We start from the raw sequence: 15,032 nt of genomic DNA on the forward strand, positions 1-15,032 counted from the left end.
CCTATTTACCTTACATTTTTGTTATGGGATACTTGAGTTATTCATGGTACAATAATTTCGGAGGGATTGCCTATCAAAAAAAATGTACTAAACGCACTGCTTTTAATTGCTCTTATTACATTTGCTTTGTGGTTTGCTTTACATGATGATTACCAACAAGTTATTGAAAACATTAAGGCTATACCAATATGGCTAGTCTTCATTGTTTGTGGCTTAGGTATCACCTATTATTTACTACAAGGATATGTTATAAGCCAATGTGCGAAAATATATAAAAAAGATATTCGTGTTATCGATGGTATCCAAAATGCATACGTTGCTGCTTTCTTTAATGGAGTTACTCCTGTTGGCGGTGGCCAAGTTGCACAAAGTTTTGCTTTAAAACAAATTGGAATGAAAATTCCTGACATTGCAAGTACGCTTTGGATGGATTTCTTTATGTTTCAAATTGTTGTAATTATCTATGCGGCTTTGATGTTGCTGTTTAATTTAGAATTTGTCTTTGGAAACATTATGCTGTACTTCCCGTTCATCGTAGCTGGTTGGTTGATTAACTCTGCGGTAATTGTCGCTTTATGGTTAATGACAAAATTTCCAAACTTCTTTATTAAGTTAACAACAAAAATCATTAATTTATTACACAAAATTCGGATTGTAAAAGAACCAGAAGAAACAGCAAAAAAATGGAAACTCTCATTGGAGTATTTCCATAGTGAAATCATCAAGTTGAAAACACGTAAGAAATTACTTGTCAAAGGAATTCTATGTAATATCATTCGTATGACGATTTTCTATAGTATTCCATATGTCATTGCTCTAGGTTACAATATGCCTTTTGATGCCATTGATGTACTACATATCATTGCGATTTCCTCATTTGTGCATATGCTAAATGCATTGACACCACTTCCTGGTGATACAGGATTTACCGAAACCATGTTTATTTTAATGTATGCCGTTGTCTTCCATGATTATGCAAAACCAATCATGATTATATGGAGACTAGCAACATACTATATCAACATCATCATTGGTGCTTGTGTGCTTTTCTATTTTCGAATCAAAGGTGCAAAAGCAAAAAGTGATGACATCTATCAACAGTAAGAGACAGATCCAATGGACCTGCCTCTTTTTTTATTGCATAGGTAGTATAACCTGTACTGTAAATATATCATTTTGACTATGTATTGCCATCGTTCCTTTATGCATCTCTACAATACGTAAGCAAATGGATAATCCTAAGCCATGCCCGCCAGTTTGTGAATTGCGATCATCATCTACGCGATAGAAACGTTCAAATAAACGGGACTGTTTCTCTGCTGGTATGGTCGGACTTGGATTACTGATTGATAGTTTCACCTGCTTTTGGTCAACATGTAAATCTACCCGAATCGTATGCCCTGCGTGTGTATACTTCAATGCATTTTCTAGTAAAGAGCGTACGACTTGTTCAAGCAATTCTTTATTCCCTGAAATGTGTACGTGTTCTTGAATATTTGTTTGTACGCTTAACTCTTTTTCAAATGCTTGAACTTCAAAAGTTAAACATTCTTCATCAACGACACGTGAGAAATCAAAATCTTGATGTTGTAGTTCATGTTCATCTTCAATTTTGGTTAAGTATAATAAGGAATTAGTCAATTTCGTTGTACGCTTTAATTCTTCTTGAATATTATCTAACCACTTTTTCTGACTTTCTACAGTTGCATCCTTACTTGTAAGAATTGCATCTACATTTGTAGAAATGATGGTAAGTGGTGTTTTTAGTTCATGTGATGCATCGCTAACAAAATCTTGTTGCTTCTTGAAGTTCTTTTGAATTGGTGCAATTGCTCGTCCTGCAAAGTAATTAGAAAATAATGCAACCACTACAATAGAAACTACACTCACAAGTCCAAATGCAATCAACATTTCCGTAATTACACCAACTTGTTGGTTAATATCTAAAAAAGCAACCAAGTAATTGTTGCCGTATGCTTTCAGCTTATAGGCAAAATAACGTCCATCTAGTTGGAAATATCCATCCTCATCTTCAATTTCCACATGTTCAAGTAAGTTTGAATAGACACTTTCACTCATGGACACAAATGATGGTTCATCTAAAGATAGAATCTCTTTCTTTTGATTTACCAATACCAAATACGTCATATTTCCAGGACCTTCATCTTTTGGTTTCCCTTTTAAATCCGGCATGTTTCGTGGCACATCTAGACGCATGCTCAATTCATTATCAATATCTCTTGATGTATTTTGAATACTTATAAAACCAACGGCAAAAAAAGCAACCAAAAGGATACAAACAATACTAAGCAAATTCATCCATAAAAACTTTTTGCGTAACGTCTTAAACATCGGACACCTCCGTAAGTTTATAACCAACACCACGAATGGTTTGAATGATCGTTGTTGAACTTAAATATTTTAGTTTCTTACGAAGAAAAGAAATATAGACTTCAACATGATTGAAACTTGCATCACTGTCATATCCCCACACTTTATCTAAAAGTAATTCTTTTGTGGTAATACTTTGCTGGTTTGACATAAGTAGTTCAAGTATTTCTGCTTCCTTCAAAGTTAAACTAATTTGATCATTTCTACTTTTGACAATTAGATTTGCTTTATCAAGAACAATATCATGAAACGCTAATTCATCATCTTCCATAGCCACATTGCGTCGTCGTAAATTGGCACGAATTCGTGCTAGCAATTCTTGTGTATCAAATGGTTTGGCAATGTAATCATCTGCACCATAATCAAGTCCACGAATTTTATCTTGTACACGATCTTTTGCAGTCAACATTAAAATTGGAATTTGAATATCTTGCGCACGTAAAGCAGATAGCACTTCAAATCCATCTTGTTTTGGTAACATCACATCCAAAAGAATTAAATCATGGATATTTGCAAGTGCTTGCTCTTCTCCATCGATTCCATCATATGCAACATCTACTATATAATTGTGTTTTTTTAGAACTTGCGCTAATGAATCAGCAAGTTTCTTTTCATCTTCAATAATTAATATACGCATAATGTTTTTCCACTTTGATTATAACATTCTTTCTTAAAATAACCTTAAAGTTCATTTCAAGTTCTTTTAAGACTTCTTTTGTATACTCACTGATGAAGCAAGAGCTTTACCAACAGAAAGGATAGATTATGGCAAAAGAAGTATTTGGTCGTCATGAATGTAAATTCAAAGTGACTCAACAACAAAAAGATGCATTACTTGCAGATTTAGCAGGCACAATCGAAAATGACATCTACAACAAGGATGGAAAACCCTATACCATCTACAACTACTATATCGATGATATTCACAATACATTTATTCAAAGATCCGTAAGTAAACCGCTGTATAAAGAGAAATTGCGAATTCGTGCATATGAACCGTTTTGTGATGACACGATGGTTTTTGTGGAAATCAAAAAGAAGTATAAGAAATATGGAAATAAGCGGCGTATCATGATGCCTTTCAAACAAGCAAAGGCATTTGTTGAAAAAGGTGAACTACCAAGTGATCTTTCAAACATCAACCAGCAAGTTTTACGCGAATTGAAATATACCATTGATAAACAACGATTGCAGTTAAAAGTACATGTACAGTATGAACGGTATGCGTATTTTTCAATCGTGCAAAAAGGACTGCGATTCACCTTTGATACAAATATCATCAGCAATCGCATTCGCGACAAACAACGAAGTTTACTAGAAAAGAATATGTACATATTGGAAATCAAAGCAGAACAAAGTTTTCCATTATGGTTAGTCAAGCTACTACAAAAACATAAGATATATAAACAAAGTTTTTCCAAGATTGGAAAAGAATACGAGTTATATACAAAAGAAAGAAAAGAGATGAAACAACATCAGGAGGAATTATATGTTAGAAACACTTTTAAATATGAGTACGGATACAACAACGCTGTCGCTCACAAATCTACTACTTAGTATGAGCATTGCCTTAGTACTTGGAGCAAGTATTGCATTTACTTATAAACATACAAGTAAGAACCACTATTCGCAAAACTTGATAAGCAGTTTATTATTACTGCCTGTATTAATGTGTTGCGTATTTCTACTCATTGGAAACAATGTAGCAGGTGCATTCTCATTAGCTGGAGTATTTTCTGTCATTCGCTTTCGGAGTGCACCAGGAAGCAGCAGAGATATTGTATATATTCTATTTTGCGTAGCGGTTGGTCTTGCTTGTGGCTTACAAGCTCCCCTATTCGCCATTATCATTACAGTATGTATTTGTATTGTCTTTTTCATTTTGGACCTACTACAAGTAAGTACAAGTGGCACAAAACGAATGAAACTTGTAATGCTTGTTCCTGAGGAAATGAATGAAGAAGAAAACTTTAGTGAAATCTTAAAAGACTATACGAAATCGTATGAACTGGTCCGTATGCGTACAAAAGACTTTGGCAGTATTTTTGAATTAACCTACGTGATTACCCTTTATGAAAGTCAAAATAAACACGAACTTTTAGATAGTTTACGTTGTCGCAATGCAAACCTAAACATATCGTTAAGCAATATGATGCACACAGATGAATTTTAGGAGGCTACATGAAATATATAAAACACATACTACCTATCTTACTTGTATTGGTTCTTGTTAGTGCTTGTCAGACAAACACTAACGAAGAAGAAAGTGATACAAGTACTTCAGGATCAACAATCACCTTAAAAAATGATTCCATTACCAGTGATGATACGAGTGTCCAAATTAGTGAGACAACAGCAACAATAACCAAAGCCGGAACGTATACGATTAGTGGAACACTTGATGATGGACAAATCCTTGTTGATGCAAATGATACTGCAAAAGTTACCATCATTTTAGATAATGTTGATATTCACTGTGAAACAAGCAGTGCAATTTATATAAAAAATGCAGATGAAACAACCATCACCCTAAAAGAAAATACAGAAAACACATTGAGTGATGGAAGCACGTATACCGTTCTTGATGAAAGTGAAGAACCGGATGCTACACTATTTTCTAAAGACGATCTTGTGATTGACGGAAATGGAAGTTTAACGATTCAAGCAAACTACAAAGATGGAATTGGTGGAAAAGATGATGTAAATATTAAAGATGCTACAATTTCTATCCAAGCAACTGATGATGGGATTCGTGGTAAGGATTCTCTCATTATTGAAAATGCAACGCTTACTATCACTGCAGTAAATGATGCACTAAAAGCAACAAATGATACAGAAGCAGATAAAGGAATTTTAGAAATTCATGACGGTTCGTATACTCTTACAACAACTGGAACAGATGCGACAAGTCACAAAGCCATCAAAGCCTATACATCTATCACTATTAGTGATGGAACATTTGACATTGATGCAACGGATGATGCAGTACACTCACAAAATGTCACAATTGATGGTGGAACCTATACGATAGCAACTGGGGATGATGGAATACATGCTGATGCAACTTTACTTATTCATGATGGAACCATTGATATCAAACAATCTTATGAAGGTCTTGAAGCTGCTGACTTACAAATACATGGTGGTAACATTCAAATCGTCGCTAGCGATGATGGGATAAATGCAGCTGGTGGTAGTGATAGTACAACTGAAACAAGTACTCCAGGATTCAATGGTGGTCCTGGTGGAAATGATATGTTTTCTACCTCAACAGGTACTTTACAAATAAGTGGTGGTATAATCACTGTTGATGCACAAGGAGATGGAATTGATGTAAATGGAGATGCAACAATCACAGGTGGTACAATCACTGTATATGGACCAGCTAACGATGGAAATGGTGCACTGGATTATGATGGAAGTTTTGCAATTTCTGGTGGTCAATTAATCGCCTATGGAACAAGTGGAATGGCATTAAATGTAAGTGAAAATTCAAGTCTAACAACTGTTATGATAAATCTTGATACAACCATTGCAGCAGGTGCAAATGTTTCAATTGTTGATGATGAAGGAAATGAAATTTATAATGGAACAAATGCTAAAAATGCAAATTCCTTTATTATTGCAAGTTCTAAACTAGCTATTAATAGCACGTATACACTACAAGTTGATGGTAGCAAACGAACAACATTCACCCCAACTAGTACAGTCACAACCATTGGAAATAGTGGTGGTATGAATGGAGGACCAGGCGGTGGCTTTGGTGGACCCGGACAAGGAAGATAAGCTTCCTTGTTTTCTATTATTCTATTCATATGCTACACTAATCACAGGAGGCATATCATGCAAAACATAAATAAAGATCGTTACAATAACATGCAGTACAACTACTGTGGCAAAAGTGGATTAAAACTGCCAGCTTTATCATTTGGACTATGGCATAACTTTGGTGATCATACACCGTATCAAAGTATGGTTGACTTAGTACTTACAGCATTCAACAATGGAATTACACATTTTGACTTAGCTAATAATTATGGACCGATTCCAGGACGTGCCGAAGAAAACTTTGGCAAGATTCTAAAAGAAGAACTGGCGGGTTATCGAGATGAGTTAATCATTTCAACCAAAGCAGGATATACCATGTGGGATGGCCCATACGGAGATTGGGGTTCAAGAAAATATCTTATCGCTTCATTAGATCAAAGTTTGAAACGACTGGGTTTAGATTATGTGGACATTTTCTATCATCATCGCATGGATCCTAATACACCACTTGAAGAAACGATGGGAGCTCTACATTCTATTGTACAAAGTGGAAAGGCGTTATACGTAGGATTAAGCAACTATGATGGAACTACTTTAGAAAAAGCAGTAAACATACTTAACAAATTAGGTACACCTTGTATTATCAATCAAAATAAGTATTCCATCTTTGTGCGCGATATTGAAGAAAATGGACTAAAGGAAACTGCAATCGCTGCAGGTAGTGGGATTATCAGTTTTTCACCATTAGCACAAGGCTTACTCACGGAACGTTACATTCACGGAATTCCTGAAGACTCACGTGTAAAAACAGATGCTCGCTTTCTTCAAGAAACTGGAGTGAAAGAAAAATTACCACAAATCCAAGCACTTCATGAAATTGCCAAGAAAAACAATATGACACTTTCACAAATGGCAATTAAGTGGCAATTTAGAGAACCAGGAATTACCAGTGTACTCATTGGAGCAAGTAAGCCTTCACAAATCATTGAAAATATAGAGGCACTCAATAAACCCGACTTAGATGCACAAACCATCGCTGAAATTGATGCAGTAATCAAACCTTAATAAATCGCTAAACAATACTTATTTATCGTAAAACGATATATTTGTATTGTTTTTTAATATTTATTGTGTTATTTTAAATATAGAAACATGGAGGTACTTATGAAGGGAAAACATATTCCAACCATTTTGTTTATATTTATTACATTGATTTTAGTATTCGTAGCATTTCTATATGGATTTTTTATTCCAGTATTAGCTGAACAGTATACATATGGGTTTCCAGAATTAGAAAGCATCAAAAATATCGTCTTAGTTTTCATTGAATGCACAGGAATTCCTGTACTTATCATTCTTGGACTTGGATATGCTGTTGGTATTCAAATCATGAAGTTTGAACACTTTACAAGAAAAACCGCAAAGTACATGCGTAGTATTTCTGTTTTATCTTTGTTTGATGCAATCTACTTTGGTATAGGAATGTGTATTATGGCATTTTTTGGTTATATAGATCCACCTACTATCATTGGCTCAGGTGCTGCTATTATCTTTGCACTTGCTGTAGCTGGTGCAAGTTATGCTCTTAGTTATTTCATTTATGAAGCAGCAAAGTTGCAAGAAGAAAGTGAGTTGACAATTTAATGGAAGAACAAGGTAAAATTGTTTTCAACATTGATGTAATGTTGGCAAAACGAAAAATGAGCGTCACCGAATTATCTAGACTTGTAGGAATCAATATGCCCAATATGTCTATTTTAAAAAATGGAAAAGCAAAAGCCATTAAAGTTCATACATTATTAAAACTCTGTGAAGCCCTTGACTGTCAGCCTGGTGATTTACTAAGCTATGAAAAAAATGATGATAACACATAAATATAAGCAAAAACCGCAGTTCTCAATTTTGAACTGCGGTTTTCTTATGTGCTTATGCAAATAATGCATTTAGTTCTTCAAGTTGATCATCATAACATAAGAACATGATGTGATCATTACTTTCAATTGTAGTATTTCCTTTTGGAATGACTACTTCATGGTTTCTTGTGATTGCAATTAAGACAGCTTTATCAGGGATTGCTAGATCCTTAATTTCTTTTCCAATAGCCATTGAATTTGCTTCTACTGTGATTTGACTAATTGAGTATTCTCCACGGTTTAATTTCATCAATGTCATAACATTACGCATGTCAATTTCATCAACTACTAAACGTGCAAGCAATTCTGCTTGATTGACTTTCACATCAACTCCCATTTCTAAAGTAAATAACCATTCGTTGCTTGGGTGATTTACACGTGCGATTACACGGTCCACACCAAACTCATATTTTGCGATAGTTGCACTTACAAGGTTAACTTCATCTTTACCTGTAACACAAACCACGACGTCACAATCTTGCATCCCTGCTTGTGACATGATCACTGGATCACTACCATCACCTTCAACTAAGATGTCTGGACTGAATTTACCACGAATCTTTTGTAGTACTTTTTCACGTGATTCGATAACTTTTACATCGATTTCGTGTTTAACGAGTATATCTGTAATGTAAGAACCAACTTGTCCTCCACCAATAATAATAACTTTCATGATGTACCTCCTAATTCATTCCCAGTAGGCTTTTTAGTGTACCTACTGAAGAATTTAAGACAGCGATAAACAATCCATCATTTGGTTGAAGAATCGTTCCACTAGTTGGTAAGAAAGCATCGTTGTTGCGCTCAATTGAGACAACGCGCACTTCTCCAAGGCGATTGATTTCTTCAATGGTTTTTCCAACAAGCAATGCTGGTACATCCACTCTCACTAATTCAACACCACCACCAAGTGACATGATGCCATCAAGTTGAGTGTATGTGATAATCTCACTAGCTCTTGCGATTCCCCAATCTGTTGTAGAAATGGTTTGTACACCTAACATTGAGTAAATCTTTGCTTTGTCGCGGTCATATAACCGCGCAATAACATGTGGAACACGATAGATGTTCTTTGAAATTCTTGCAATTAGTGCATTGGTTTCATCGGAATTGGTACAACTGATTAATGCATCACTTCTTTCAATTCCTGCTTGTTCTAATACCTTTTTATCAAACCCCAATCCATTAACTGCCGTGAATGCACTTGTTTTTGCAAGTTTTTCTAATACTTCTTGGTTGGTGTCAATCAAGGTAATTTTGTGGCCTTCTAAAGAAAGTTTTTGGCATAATCCGCTTCCCATTCTTCCGCCACCGACGATAATGATATTCATTTACTTCACCCCTTTGCTTGATGATTTTTGTTTCGCAATTTCTTTTCCATACATGATTTTCTTACGTAATTCTTCAAGTGCTACAACTGGAATTGGAATAAGTGCCAATATAATCCATTGCGTTAAACCAAGAGGTCCTGTATTAAAGACATCTTGTAAGAATGGCACATACATCAATAATGCAAGAAGCACGATTTCAAAGACAATTCCAAATACGATTTTTTTATTTGAGAATAAACCAACGGTAAATACCGAACGTTTATTTGTTCGACAGTTAATAACTGCTCCAATTTGACAGAACACAATTGCTGCTAGTGTCATTGTTGTTGCTTCCTTATAAACAGCTCCACTACTAGCAAGTGGCACATTTGGCCAACCATTTGCAATATTAATTAAGAAATATCCTGCCATTGAAATTACTGCCGCAATCAATCCATACCATAAGAATGCTTTGATGATTAGAGATTTCGACAACAAGCGATCTGATTTCTTACGCGGTGGTTGATCCATAATTCCTTCTTCAGGAAGTTCTGTTCCTAGACCAAGAGCAGGTAGCATATCTGTACCAAGGTCAATTGCAAGAATTTGCATAACTGTTAATGGAAGTGGAATGAGTCCACCAGAGAATAAGAATGCTGCACTAGGCACCGCTTCTGCCATATTTGAGTTTAATATATACAGTAAGAAACGACGAATGTTTGCATATACTGCACGTCCTTCTTCTACTGCTTTTACAATACTTGCAAAGTTGTCATCTGTAAGAATCATATCTGCAGCTTCTTTGGCAACATCGGTTCCCGTGATCCCCATGGCAACCCCGATGTCTGCCTTTTTCAGTGCTGGTGAATCATTTACTCCATCTCCTGTAACGGCAACCGTTTCACCCATTTCTTGGAGCATGCTCACAACACGATATTTTTGTTCTGGTGCAACTCTGGCAAAGATAATTTCATCTTTTAGCGCTTGCTTTAATTCATCATCTTCCATGCTTTCTAGTTCCATTCCAGAAACTACACGTGGATTTTCACCTTTTACAATACCAATTCGTTTGGCAATACTTTCAGCAGTCAATCCATAGTCACCTGTCACCATGACAATACGAATACTTGCCTTGTGACATAGTTCAACAGCTGCTGCTACTTCTGGACGTGGTGGGTCAAGCATAACAACTAGCCCAACAAAGACCATATCTTGTTCGATAATCTCTGGTGTATAAGCACTCATTTGTACTGGCACATTACTATCCTTTGTAATTGGACGATAACTTAATGCCAACACACGTAATCCATTACGCGCATACGTGTCATTTGCTTCCATGATTTTTGTTCGATATACTTCGCTCATTTCCACTTTTTGACCATCAACGATAATATGTGTAGATAGTTCCATCACTTCTTTTGGTGCACCTTTTATAAATGCAATTCGTTTACTACCATCTACTTCTTGATGCATTTGATGAATCGTTGTCATGCGTTTACGACGAGAATCAAATGGTAACTCACGAACTCTTGGAGCTTCCTGTGCAAGCTGTGTTAAGTCAATTTTCGCTTTCTGAGCAACGACACCTAAACATGCTTCCGTTGGATCTCCTAACACGGTATAACGATCATTATCTTCATTTGGTGGCACAATTCTTGCATTGCTACATAGCGCCATCCCACGTAATAATAAATCTAAGTCTTTATCATCTTTGTATGTTACAGCTTTTCCATCAAGTTCGACACTTCCTTCACTTGAGTAACCCAAGCCTGTAACTTTATATTCTTTATTTGGTAACCAAATATCACTTACTGTCATTTCGTTTTGTGTTAGTGTTCCTGTTTTATCCGAACAGATAACACTCGTACTACCTAGCGTTTCAACGGCACTTAGTTTTTTAACCAAAGCATGTTCTTTTGCCATACGTTGTACAGCCATCGCTAGAGATAGTGTAACTGTTGGCAATAAACCTTCTGGAATAAAGGCAACCATCATTCCTAAGGCGAAAATGAAACTTTTCGCTACTGGGTCATGTACAAATACAATCGCTGCAATAAAGAAGAATAATCCAATTCCTGCTGCAATCATTGAAATTTGACGGGTTAAACGGTCCAATTCTTTTTGTAGTGGACTTGATTCAACTTCCATGTTTTGCGTTAAATTGGCAATCTTACCAAATTCGGTATTCATTCCAATTGCAGTAACAACTGCTTTTCCAGAACCACTTGAAACACTTGTACCAGCAAAGATTAAATTTGGATATTCAAAGCGAGTTAAATCATCTTTTAATACCGCATCACTTTGCTTATGTACAGGATTACTTTCTCCTGTTAAGGCACTTTGATTCGCTTGAAAATCTGAAGTTTCAACAAGACGTGCATCTGCACTAATCTTATCTCCTTCTTCGACAAGCATCACATCTCCAGGCAATAACTCTTCTGTTAGGATTTGTTGTTCTTGTCCATCACGAATCACACGTGCATATGAAGGCAACATTTTCTTCAATGCATCTGTTGCTTTTCCAGCTTGGAATTCTTGCCAGAAACTAAACAATCCATTGATGACATTAACTAGCCAAATCGCTATACCTAATTCTGGCATTTCGGCAATAATCGCAACGATACCACCAAACCAAAGTAGAATTGCCATCATCGAAGTAAAGTGACCTAGAAACAATTTCCAAGTGGGCTCCCCTTTAACTTCTTCAATTTCATTCTTTCCATAGGTAGCACGTAAACGATCAAGTTCATCACTTGAAAGTCCTTGGGGCTTGCTACCAAGTTGTTCATAAACTTCTTGAGGGGGAAGTTTATAAATCTGCAAATTTTTCTTCTCCATAATTACCTTTCCCATAACATTCTAACAAATGTAAATATGAATGGACCTAAAAATCCATAAGCACAATCATACTCTTTTCTTCCTATAAATCAATACTAAACTTTAATGAATTTTATAGCAATTATGATACTTCATTTGAATGTTAAGATTCGGTTAAAATACGGTTAAAAATCGCTTATTTTCCCCTTATTATTTACGAAAGTATATGAGAGAAATATAAAACTTATATGGCTATTGTTGACTAGTAAATCGTGAATTCACTAAGATGATAATCAATGATTCCTTCATCACGCATCTTGGATAATTCCGCACTCAATGCCGAACGATCGACGGATAAATAATCTGCGAGTTCATTTCGATTGAATGGAATACTAAAACGATAGTTTCTTTGTTGCTGGGCTTGCATTGATAGAAATGCAAGTACCTTATCACGTATTTTACGTTTACTTAAAATATCCATCTTTTGTGACATAAAGACATTTTTGCTGGAAAGGATATACATCATATTTTTCATCAGTTGCGGATACCGAACACCAAAGTCAATAAACTGTTCCCCAGTAATAAATAAGATATCACTATCTTTATGTGCGACAACATTTACAGGCAATTCTTCTACCCGAGAAAAGGCGAAGGACTCACAAAAAATCTCACCTTTTCCTAATACATTGACAATACTACGATTTCCCCAGTAATCCAATTTTGAAACGGTTACATTCCCTTTTAAAATAAAACCAATTGCATACTGCGATTCTCCCATCGCAAATACAGTCTGCTCACGGTCGTATGTCTTACGATGCAAACTTTCTAAGATTACTTGTACTTCTGAATTTTTTAATCCCTTGAATAAAGGATGTGCATAAATCATTTGAAATATTTTATTCATAAACTACCCCATCTGTTGTAAAAACAACATACTTCTTAAACTCACTATAGTATTCTATCATTACAAAGTCAAACGACGTAAAGGAGAAATTCAATTGAAACGTAACATAGTAACGATAAATGAAGATTTATGTAATGGGTGTGCTGCATGTGCAGTTGCCTGTCACGAAGGTGCCATTGCAATGATTAATGGAAAAGCCAAACTAATCAAAGAAGACTATTGTGATGGACTTGGTGATTGTTTACCAAGTTGTCCAACCGGTGCAATTACCATTGAAGAAAAAGATGTAGAAGCTTATGACCAACAAGCCGTTGATATCCATGTGAAAGCGATGGCAGAAAAAGGAAATCCACATCATACGAATGTCGAAGTTCCAATACATGCGCATGCACATAGCGGATGTCCAGGTTCTATGGCAAGAAGTTTGCAACCACAAGCAAAGACTCAAGAAAACACACAAGTAAGCAGTCAAAGTCAATTAAGACAGTGGCCAATTCAAATCAAATTAGCTCCTGTGAGTGCACCATATTTTGAAGATGCAAATCTACTAATTGCAGCAGACTGTACAGCATATGCATATGCAAGATTTCATGAAGACTTTATTAAGAATTCCATTTGTATTATCGGTTGTCCAAAATTAGATGAAGGTGACTATACTGAGAAACTCGAGCAAATCATTGTGCAAAACAATATAAAGAGTGTCACAATTGTACGTATGGAAGTACCATGTTGTGGTGGGCTTGAACAAGCCGCAAAACATGCACTACAAAACAGTGGAAAGTTTATTCCATGGCAAGTAAAAACCATCAGTATCGATGGCAAAATCATAGATTAGAAAGGAGCTATCATGAATAAAGTTGTAAAGAATATCACACCAAGTGAAGTTATGGAACTAAAAGATTTAGTGAATGCGAATCCTGGAGAAGTCGTAAGTAAAATCATCGTCCAAAATGATAAAGTATCGATGACATTGTTTGCATTTGCCCAAGGTGAAGAAATTGGAGCACATACCTCAAAAGGGGATGCCCTTGTTACTGTACTAGAAGGAAGTGCGATTATTACTATCGACAATGTAGAACATACTGTATCTACGAATCAAAGCATTTTAATGCCTGCAGACATCTTACATGCACTGTATGCTAAAGAACCGTTTAAAATGCAACTTACCCAAATGTTTGAATAATGCAAAGCGACCGATTTCACGGTCGCCTTTTTTATAGATTTTGACTAAATGTATCAAGTTGCGCTTGTGTTGCTAATACACTAAGTGCTCCTTTTTGCGTTACGGTATATGCTGCATACAAATTTGCAAAATCCGCAAATTCTTTTAGTAGTAAGTCATCTACTACTTCGATGTTCTCTACATTTGCTTCAAGTAGTTTGTACAAGAAAGCTCCAATAAAAGAATCACCAGCTCCTGTCGTATCAACTGCTGTTACTTTTACTCCTTTCGATGTAATGCATGTATTCTTACGATATATACTTGCGCCTTCTTCTCCACCTGTAATAATTAATAATTTACAACGATACGCAAATAATAGTTGCTTGATTTCTTCAATCTTCATTTCATCAAATAAAAATTCAAGTTCATCTTGTGAAATCTTCACAATATCAGCGTATTGCAAATATTCATGAACTACGTTTTTCAACGCAACTAAATCGTCCCATAAAGAAAACCTTAGGTTTGGATCAAAACTAACAAGAATATTTTGTTGGATTGCTTTTTTTATTACATATGTATGTGCATCTTTCATTTCACTATCTACAAGTGAAACCGAACAAAAATGTACAACTCCACAATCTTCTAGAGTCTTATTTGTCACATATGATGGTTGGCTTAATTCAACCAGTGCATACCAAGTCTCGATAAATCACTGATAAGTACTGAATAATTTATGTGTCTTTAAAGCATTTCTTGTGATGGTAAAA

16 protein-coding genes are annotated in these 15,032 nt (G+C 35.6%); 9 read left to right on the forward strand and 7 right to left on the reverse strand.

Going from position 1 to position 15,032, the window contains the following annotated elements:
- Nucleotides 1-66: 66 nt before the first annotated feature.
- Nucleotides 67-1,104, forward strand: a complete 1,038-nt coding sequence (locus tag EDD63_RS00725; protein WP_166667491.1) for a lysylphosphatidylglycerol synthase transmembrane domain-containing protein — start codon at nucleotides 67-69, stop codon at nucleotides 1,102-1,104.
- A gap of 30 nt (nucleotides 1,105-1,134) precedes the next feature.
- On the opposite strand, the gene EDD63_RS00730 is transcribed toward EDD63_RS00725, so the two are convergent.
- Complete coding sequence (locus tag EDD63_RS00730; protein ID WP_134167455.1) at nucleotides 1,135-2,352, reverse strand: sensor histidine kinase; 1,218 nt, start codon at nucleotides 2,350-2,352, stop codon at nucleotides 1,135-1,137.
- A complete protein-coding gene (locus EDD63_RS00735) occupies nucleotides 2,345-3,028 on the reverse strand; it encodes a response regulator transcription factor (RefSeq protein WP_134167457.1) in 684 nt (227 codons plus the stop codon). Before EDD63_RS00735 ends, EDD63_RS00730 begins: the two co-directional genes overlap by 8 nt.
- Before the next feature lie 128 nt (nucleotides 3,029-3,156).
- On the opposite strand from EDD63_RS00735, the gene EDD63_RS00740 reads away from it, so the two are divergent.
- The 6 genes from EDD63_RS00740 to EDD63_RS00765 all read left to right on the forward strand — a co-directional run bounded on the left by EDD63_RS00740 (nucleotide 3,157) and on the right by EDD63_RS00765 (nucleotide 8,033).
- Nucleotides 3,157-3,948, forward strand: coding sequence for a polyphosphate polymerase domain-containing protein (locus EDD63_RS00740; RefSeq protein ID WP_134167459.1), 792 nt, complete (start codon nucleotides 3,157-3,159; stop codon nucleotides 3,946-3,948).
- Nucleotides 3,881-4,564, forward strand: a complete 684-nt coding sequence (locus EDD63_RS00745; RefSeq protein ID WP_134167461.1) for a DUF4956 domain-containing protein — start codon at nucleotides 3,881-3,883, stop codon at nucleotides 4,562-4,564. The genes EDD63_RS00740 and EDD63_RS00745 overlap by 68 nt, the downstream gene beginning before the upstream one ends.
- An 8-nt stretch (nucleotides 4,565-4,572) precedes the next feature.
- Nucleotides 4,573-6,177: a carbohydrate-binding domain-containing protein gene (locus EDD63_RS00750; RefSeq protein ID WP_134167463.1), complete on the forward strand. Its 1,605-nt coding sequence runs from the start codon at nucleotides 4,573-4,575 to the stop codon at nucleotides 6,175-6,177.
- 57 nt (nucleotides 6,178-6,234) lie between these two features.
- Entirely contained in the window at nucleotides 6,235-7,224 is a 990-nt protein-coding gene (locus EDD63_RS00755) for an aldo/keto reductase (protein WP_134167465.1), read from the forward strand.
- A 99-nt stretch (nucleotides 7,225-7,323) separates the two neighbouring features.
- Nucleotides 7,324-7,803, forward strand: coding sequence for a DUF2975 domain-containing protein (locus EDD63_RS00760; protein WP_166667492.1), 480 nt, complete (start codon nucleotides 7,324-7,326; stop codon nucleotides 7,801-7,803).
- Nucleotides 7,803-8,033 carry a helix-turn-helix domain-containing protein gene (locus tag EDD63_RS00765; protein WP_134167469.1) on the forward strand — a complete coding sequence of 77 codons (231 nt, stop codon included), beginning with the start codon at nucleotides 7,803-7,805 and terminating at the stop codon, nucleotides 8,031-8,033. Before EDD63_RS00760 ends, EDD63_RS00765 begins: the two co-directional genes overlap by 1 nt.
- A gap of 52 nt (nucleotides 8,034-8,085) precedes the next feature.
- On the opposite strand, the gene EDD63_RS00770 is transcribed toward EDD63_RS00765, so the two are convergent.
- The 4 genes from EDD63_RS00770 to EDD63_RS00785 all read right to left on the reverse strand — a co-directional run bounded on the left by EDD63_RS00770 (nucleotide 8,086) and on the right by EDD63_RS00785 (nucleotide 13,103).
- Nucleotides 8,086-8,745: a potassium channel family protein gene (locus tag EDD63_RS00770; protein WP_134167471.1), complete on the reverse strand. Its 660-nt coding sequence runs from the start codon at nucleotides 8,743-8,745 to the stop codon at nucleotides 8,086-8,088.
- 10 nt (nucleotides 8,746-8,755) lie between these two features.
- Entirely contained in the window at nucleotides 8,756-9,403 is a 648-nt protein-coding gene (locus tag EDD63_RS00775; RefSeq protein WP_134167473.1) for a potassium channel family protein, read from the reverse strand.
- Nucleotides 9,404-12,220 (reverse strand): cation-translocating P-type ATPase, encoded by a 2,817-nt coding sequence (locus tag EDD63_RS00780; RefSeq protein WP_243833711.1) that lies wholly within the window; start codon nucleotides 12,218-12,220, stop codon nucleotides 9,404-9,406.
- Between the two features lie 241 nt (nucleotides 12,221-12,461).
- Complete coding sequence (locus EDD63_RS00785; protein ID WP_134167477.1) at nucleotides 12,462-13,103, reverse strand: Crp/Fnr family transcriptional regulator; 642 nt, start codon at nucleotides 13,101-13,103, stop codon at nucleotides 12,462-12,464.
- A gap of 94 nt (nucleotides 13,104-13,197) precedes the next feature.
- Between EDD63_RS00785 and EDD63_RS00790 the strand changes: the two genes are divergently transcribed.
- Both EDD63_RS00790 and EDD63_RS00795 read left to right on the forward strand, forming a co-directional pair.
- The gene (locus EDD63_RS00790; protein ID WP_134167479.1) at nucleotides 13,198-13,938 is read left to right on the forward strand and encodes an ATP-binding protein; all 741 of its coding nucleotides are present in this window, start codon (nucleotides 13,198-13,200) and stop codon (nucleotides 13,936-13,938) included.
- A 12-nt stretch (nucleotides 13,939-13,950) separates the two neighbouring features.
- Entirely contained in the window at nucleotides 13,951-14,286 is a 336-nt protein-coding gene (locus tag EDD63_RS00795) for a cupin domain-containing protein (protein ID WP_134167481.1), read from the forward strand.
- Nucleotides 14,287-14,317: 31 nt separating this feature from the next.
- Here the strand turns inward: EDD63_RS00795 and EDD63_RS00800 are convergent, their stop codons facing one another.
- Nucleotides 14,318-14,926, reverse strand: a complete 609-nt coding sequence (locus tag EDD63_RS00800; protein WP_166667493.1) for a PfkB family carbohydrate kinase — start codon at nucleotides 14,924-14,926, stop codon at nucleotides 14,318-14,320.
- Nucleotides 14,927-15,032 lie beyond the last annotated feature (106 nt).

The organism is Breznakia blatticola (assembly GCF_004365815.1).
Lineage (GTDB): Bacteria > Bacillota_I > Bacilli_A > Erysipelotrichales > Erysipelotrichaceae > Breznakia > Breznakia blatticola.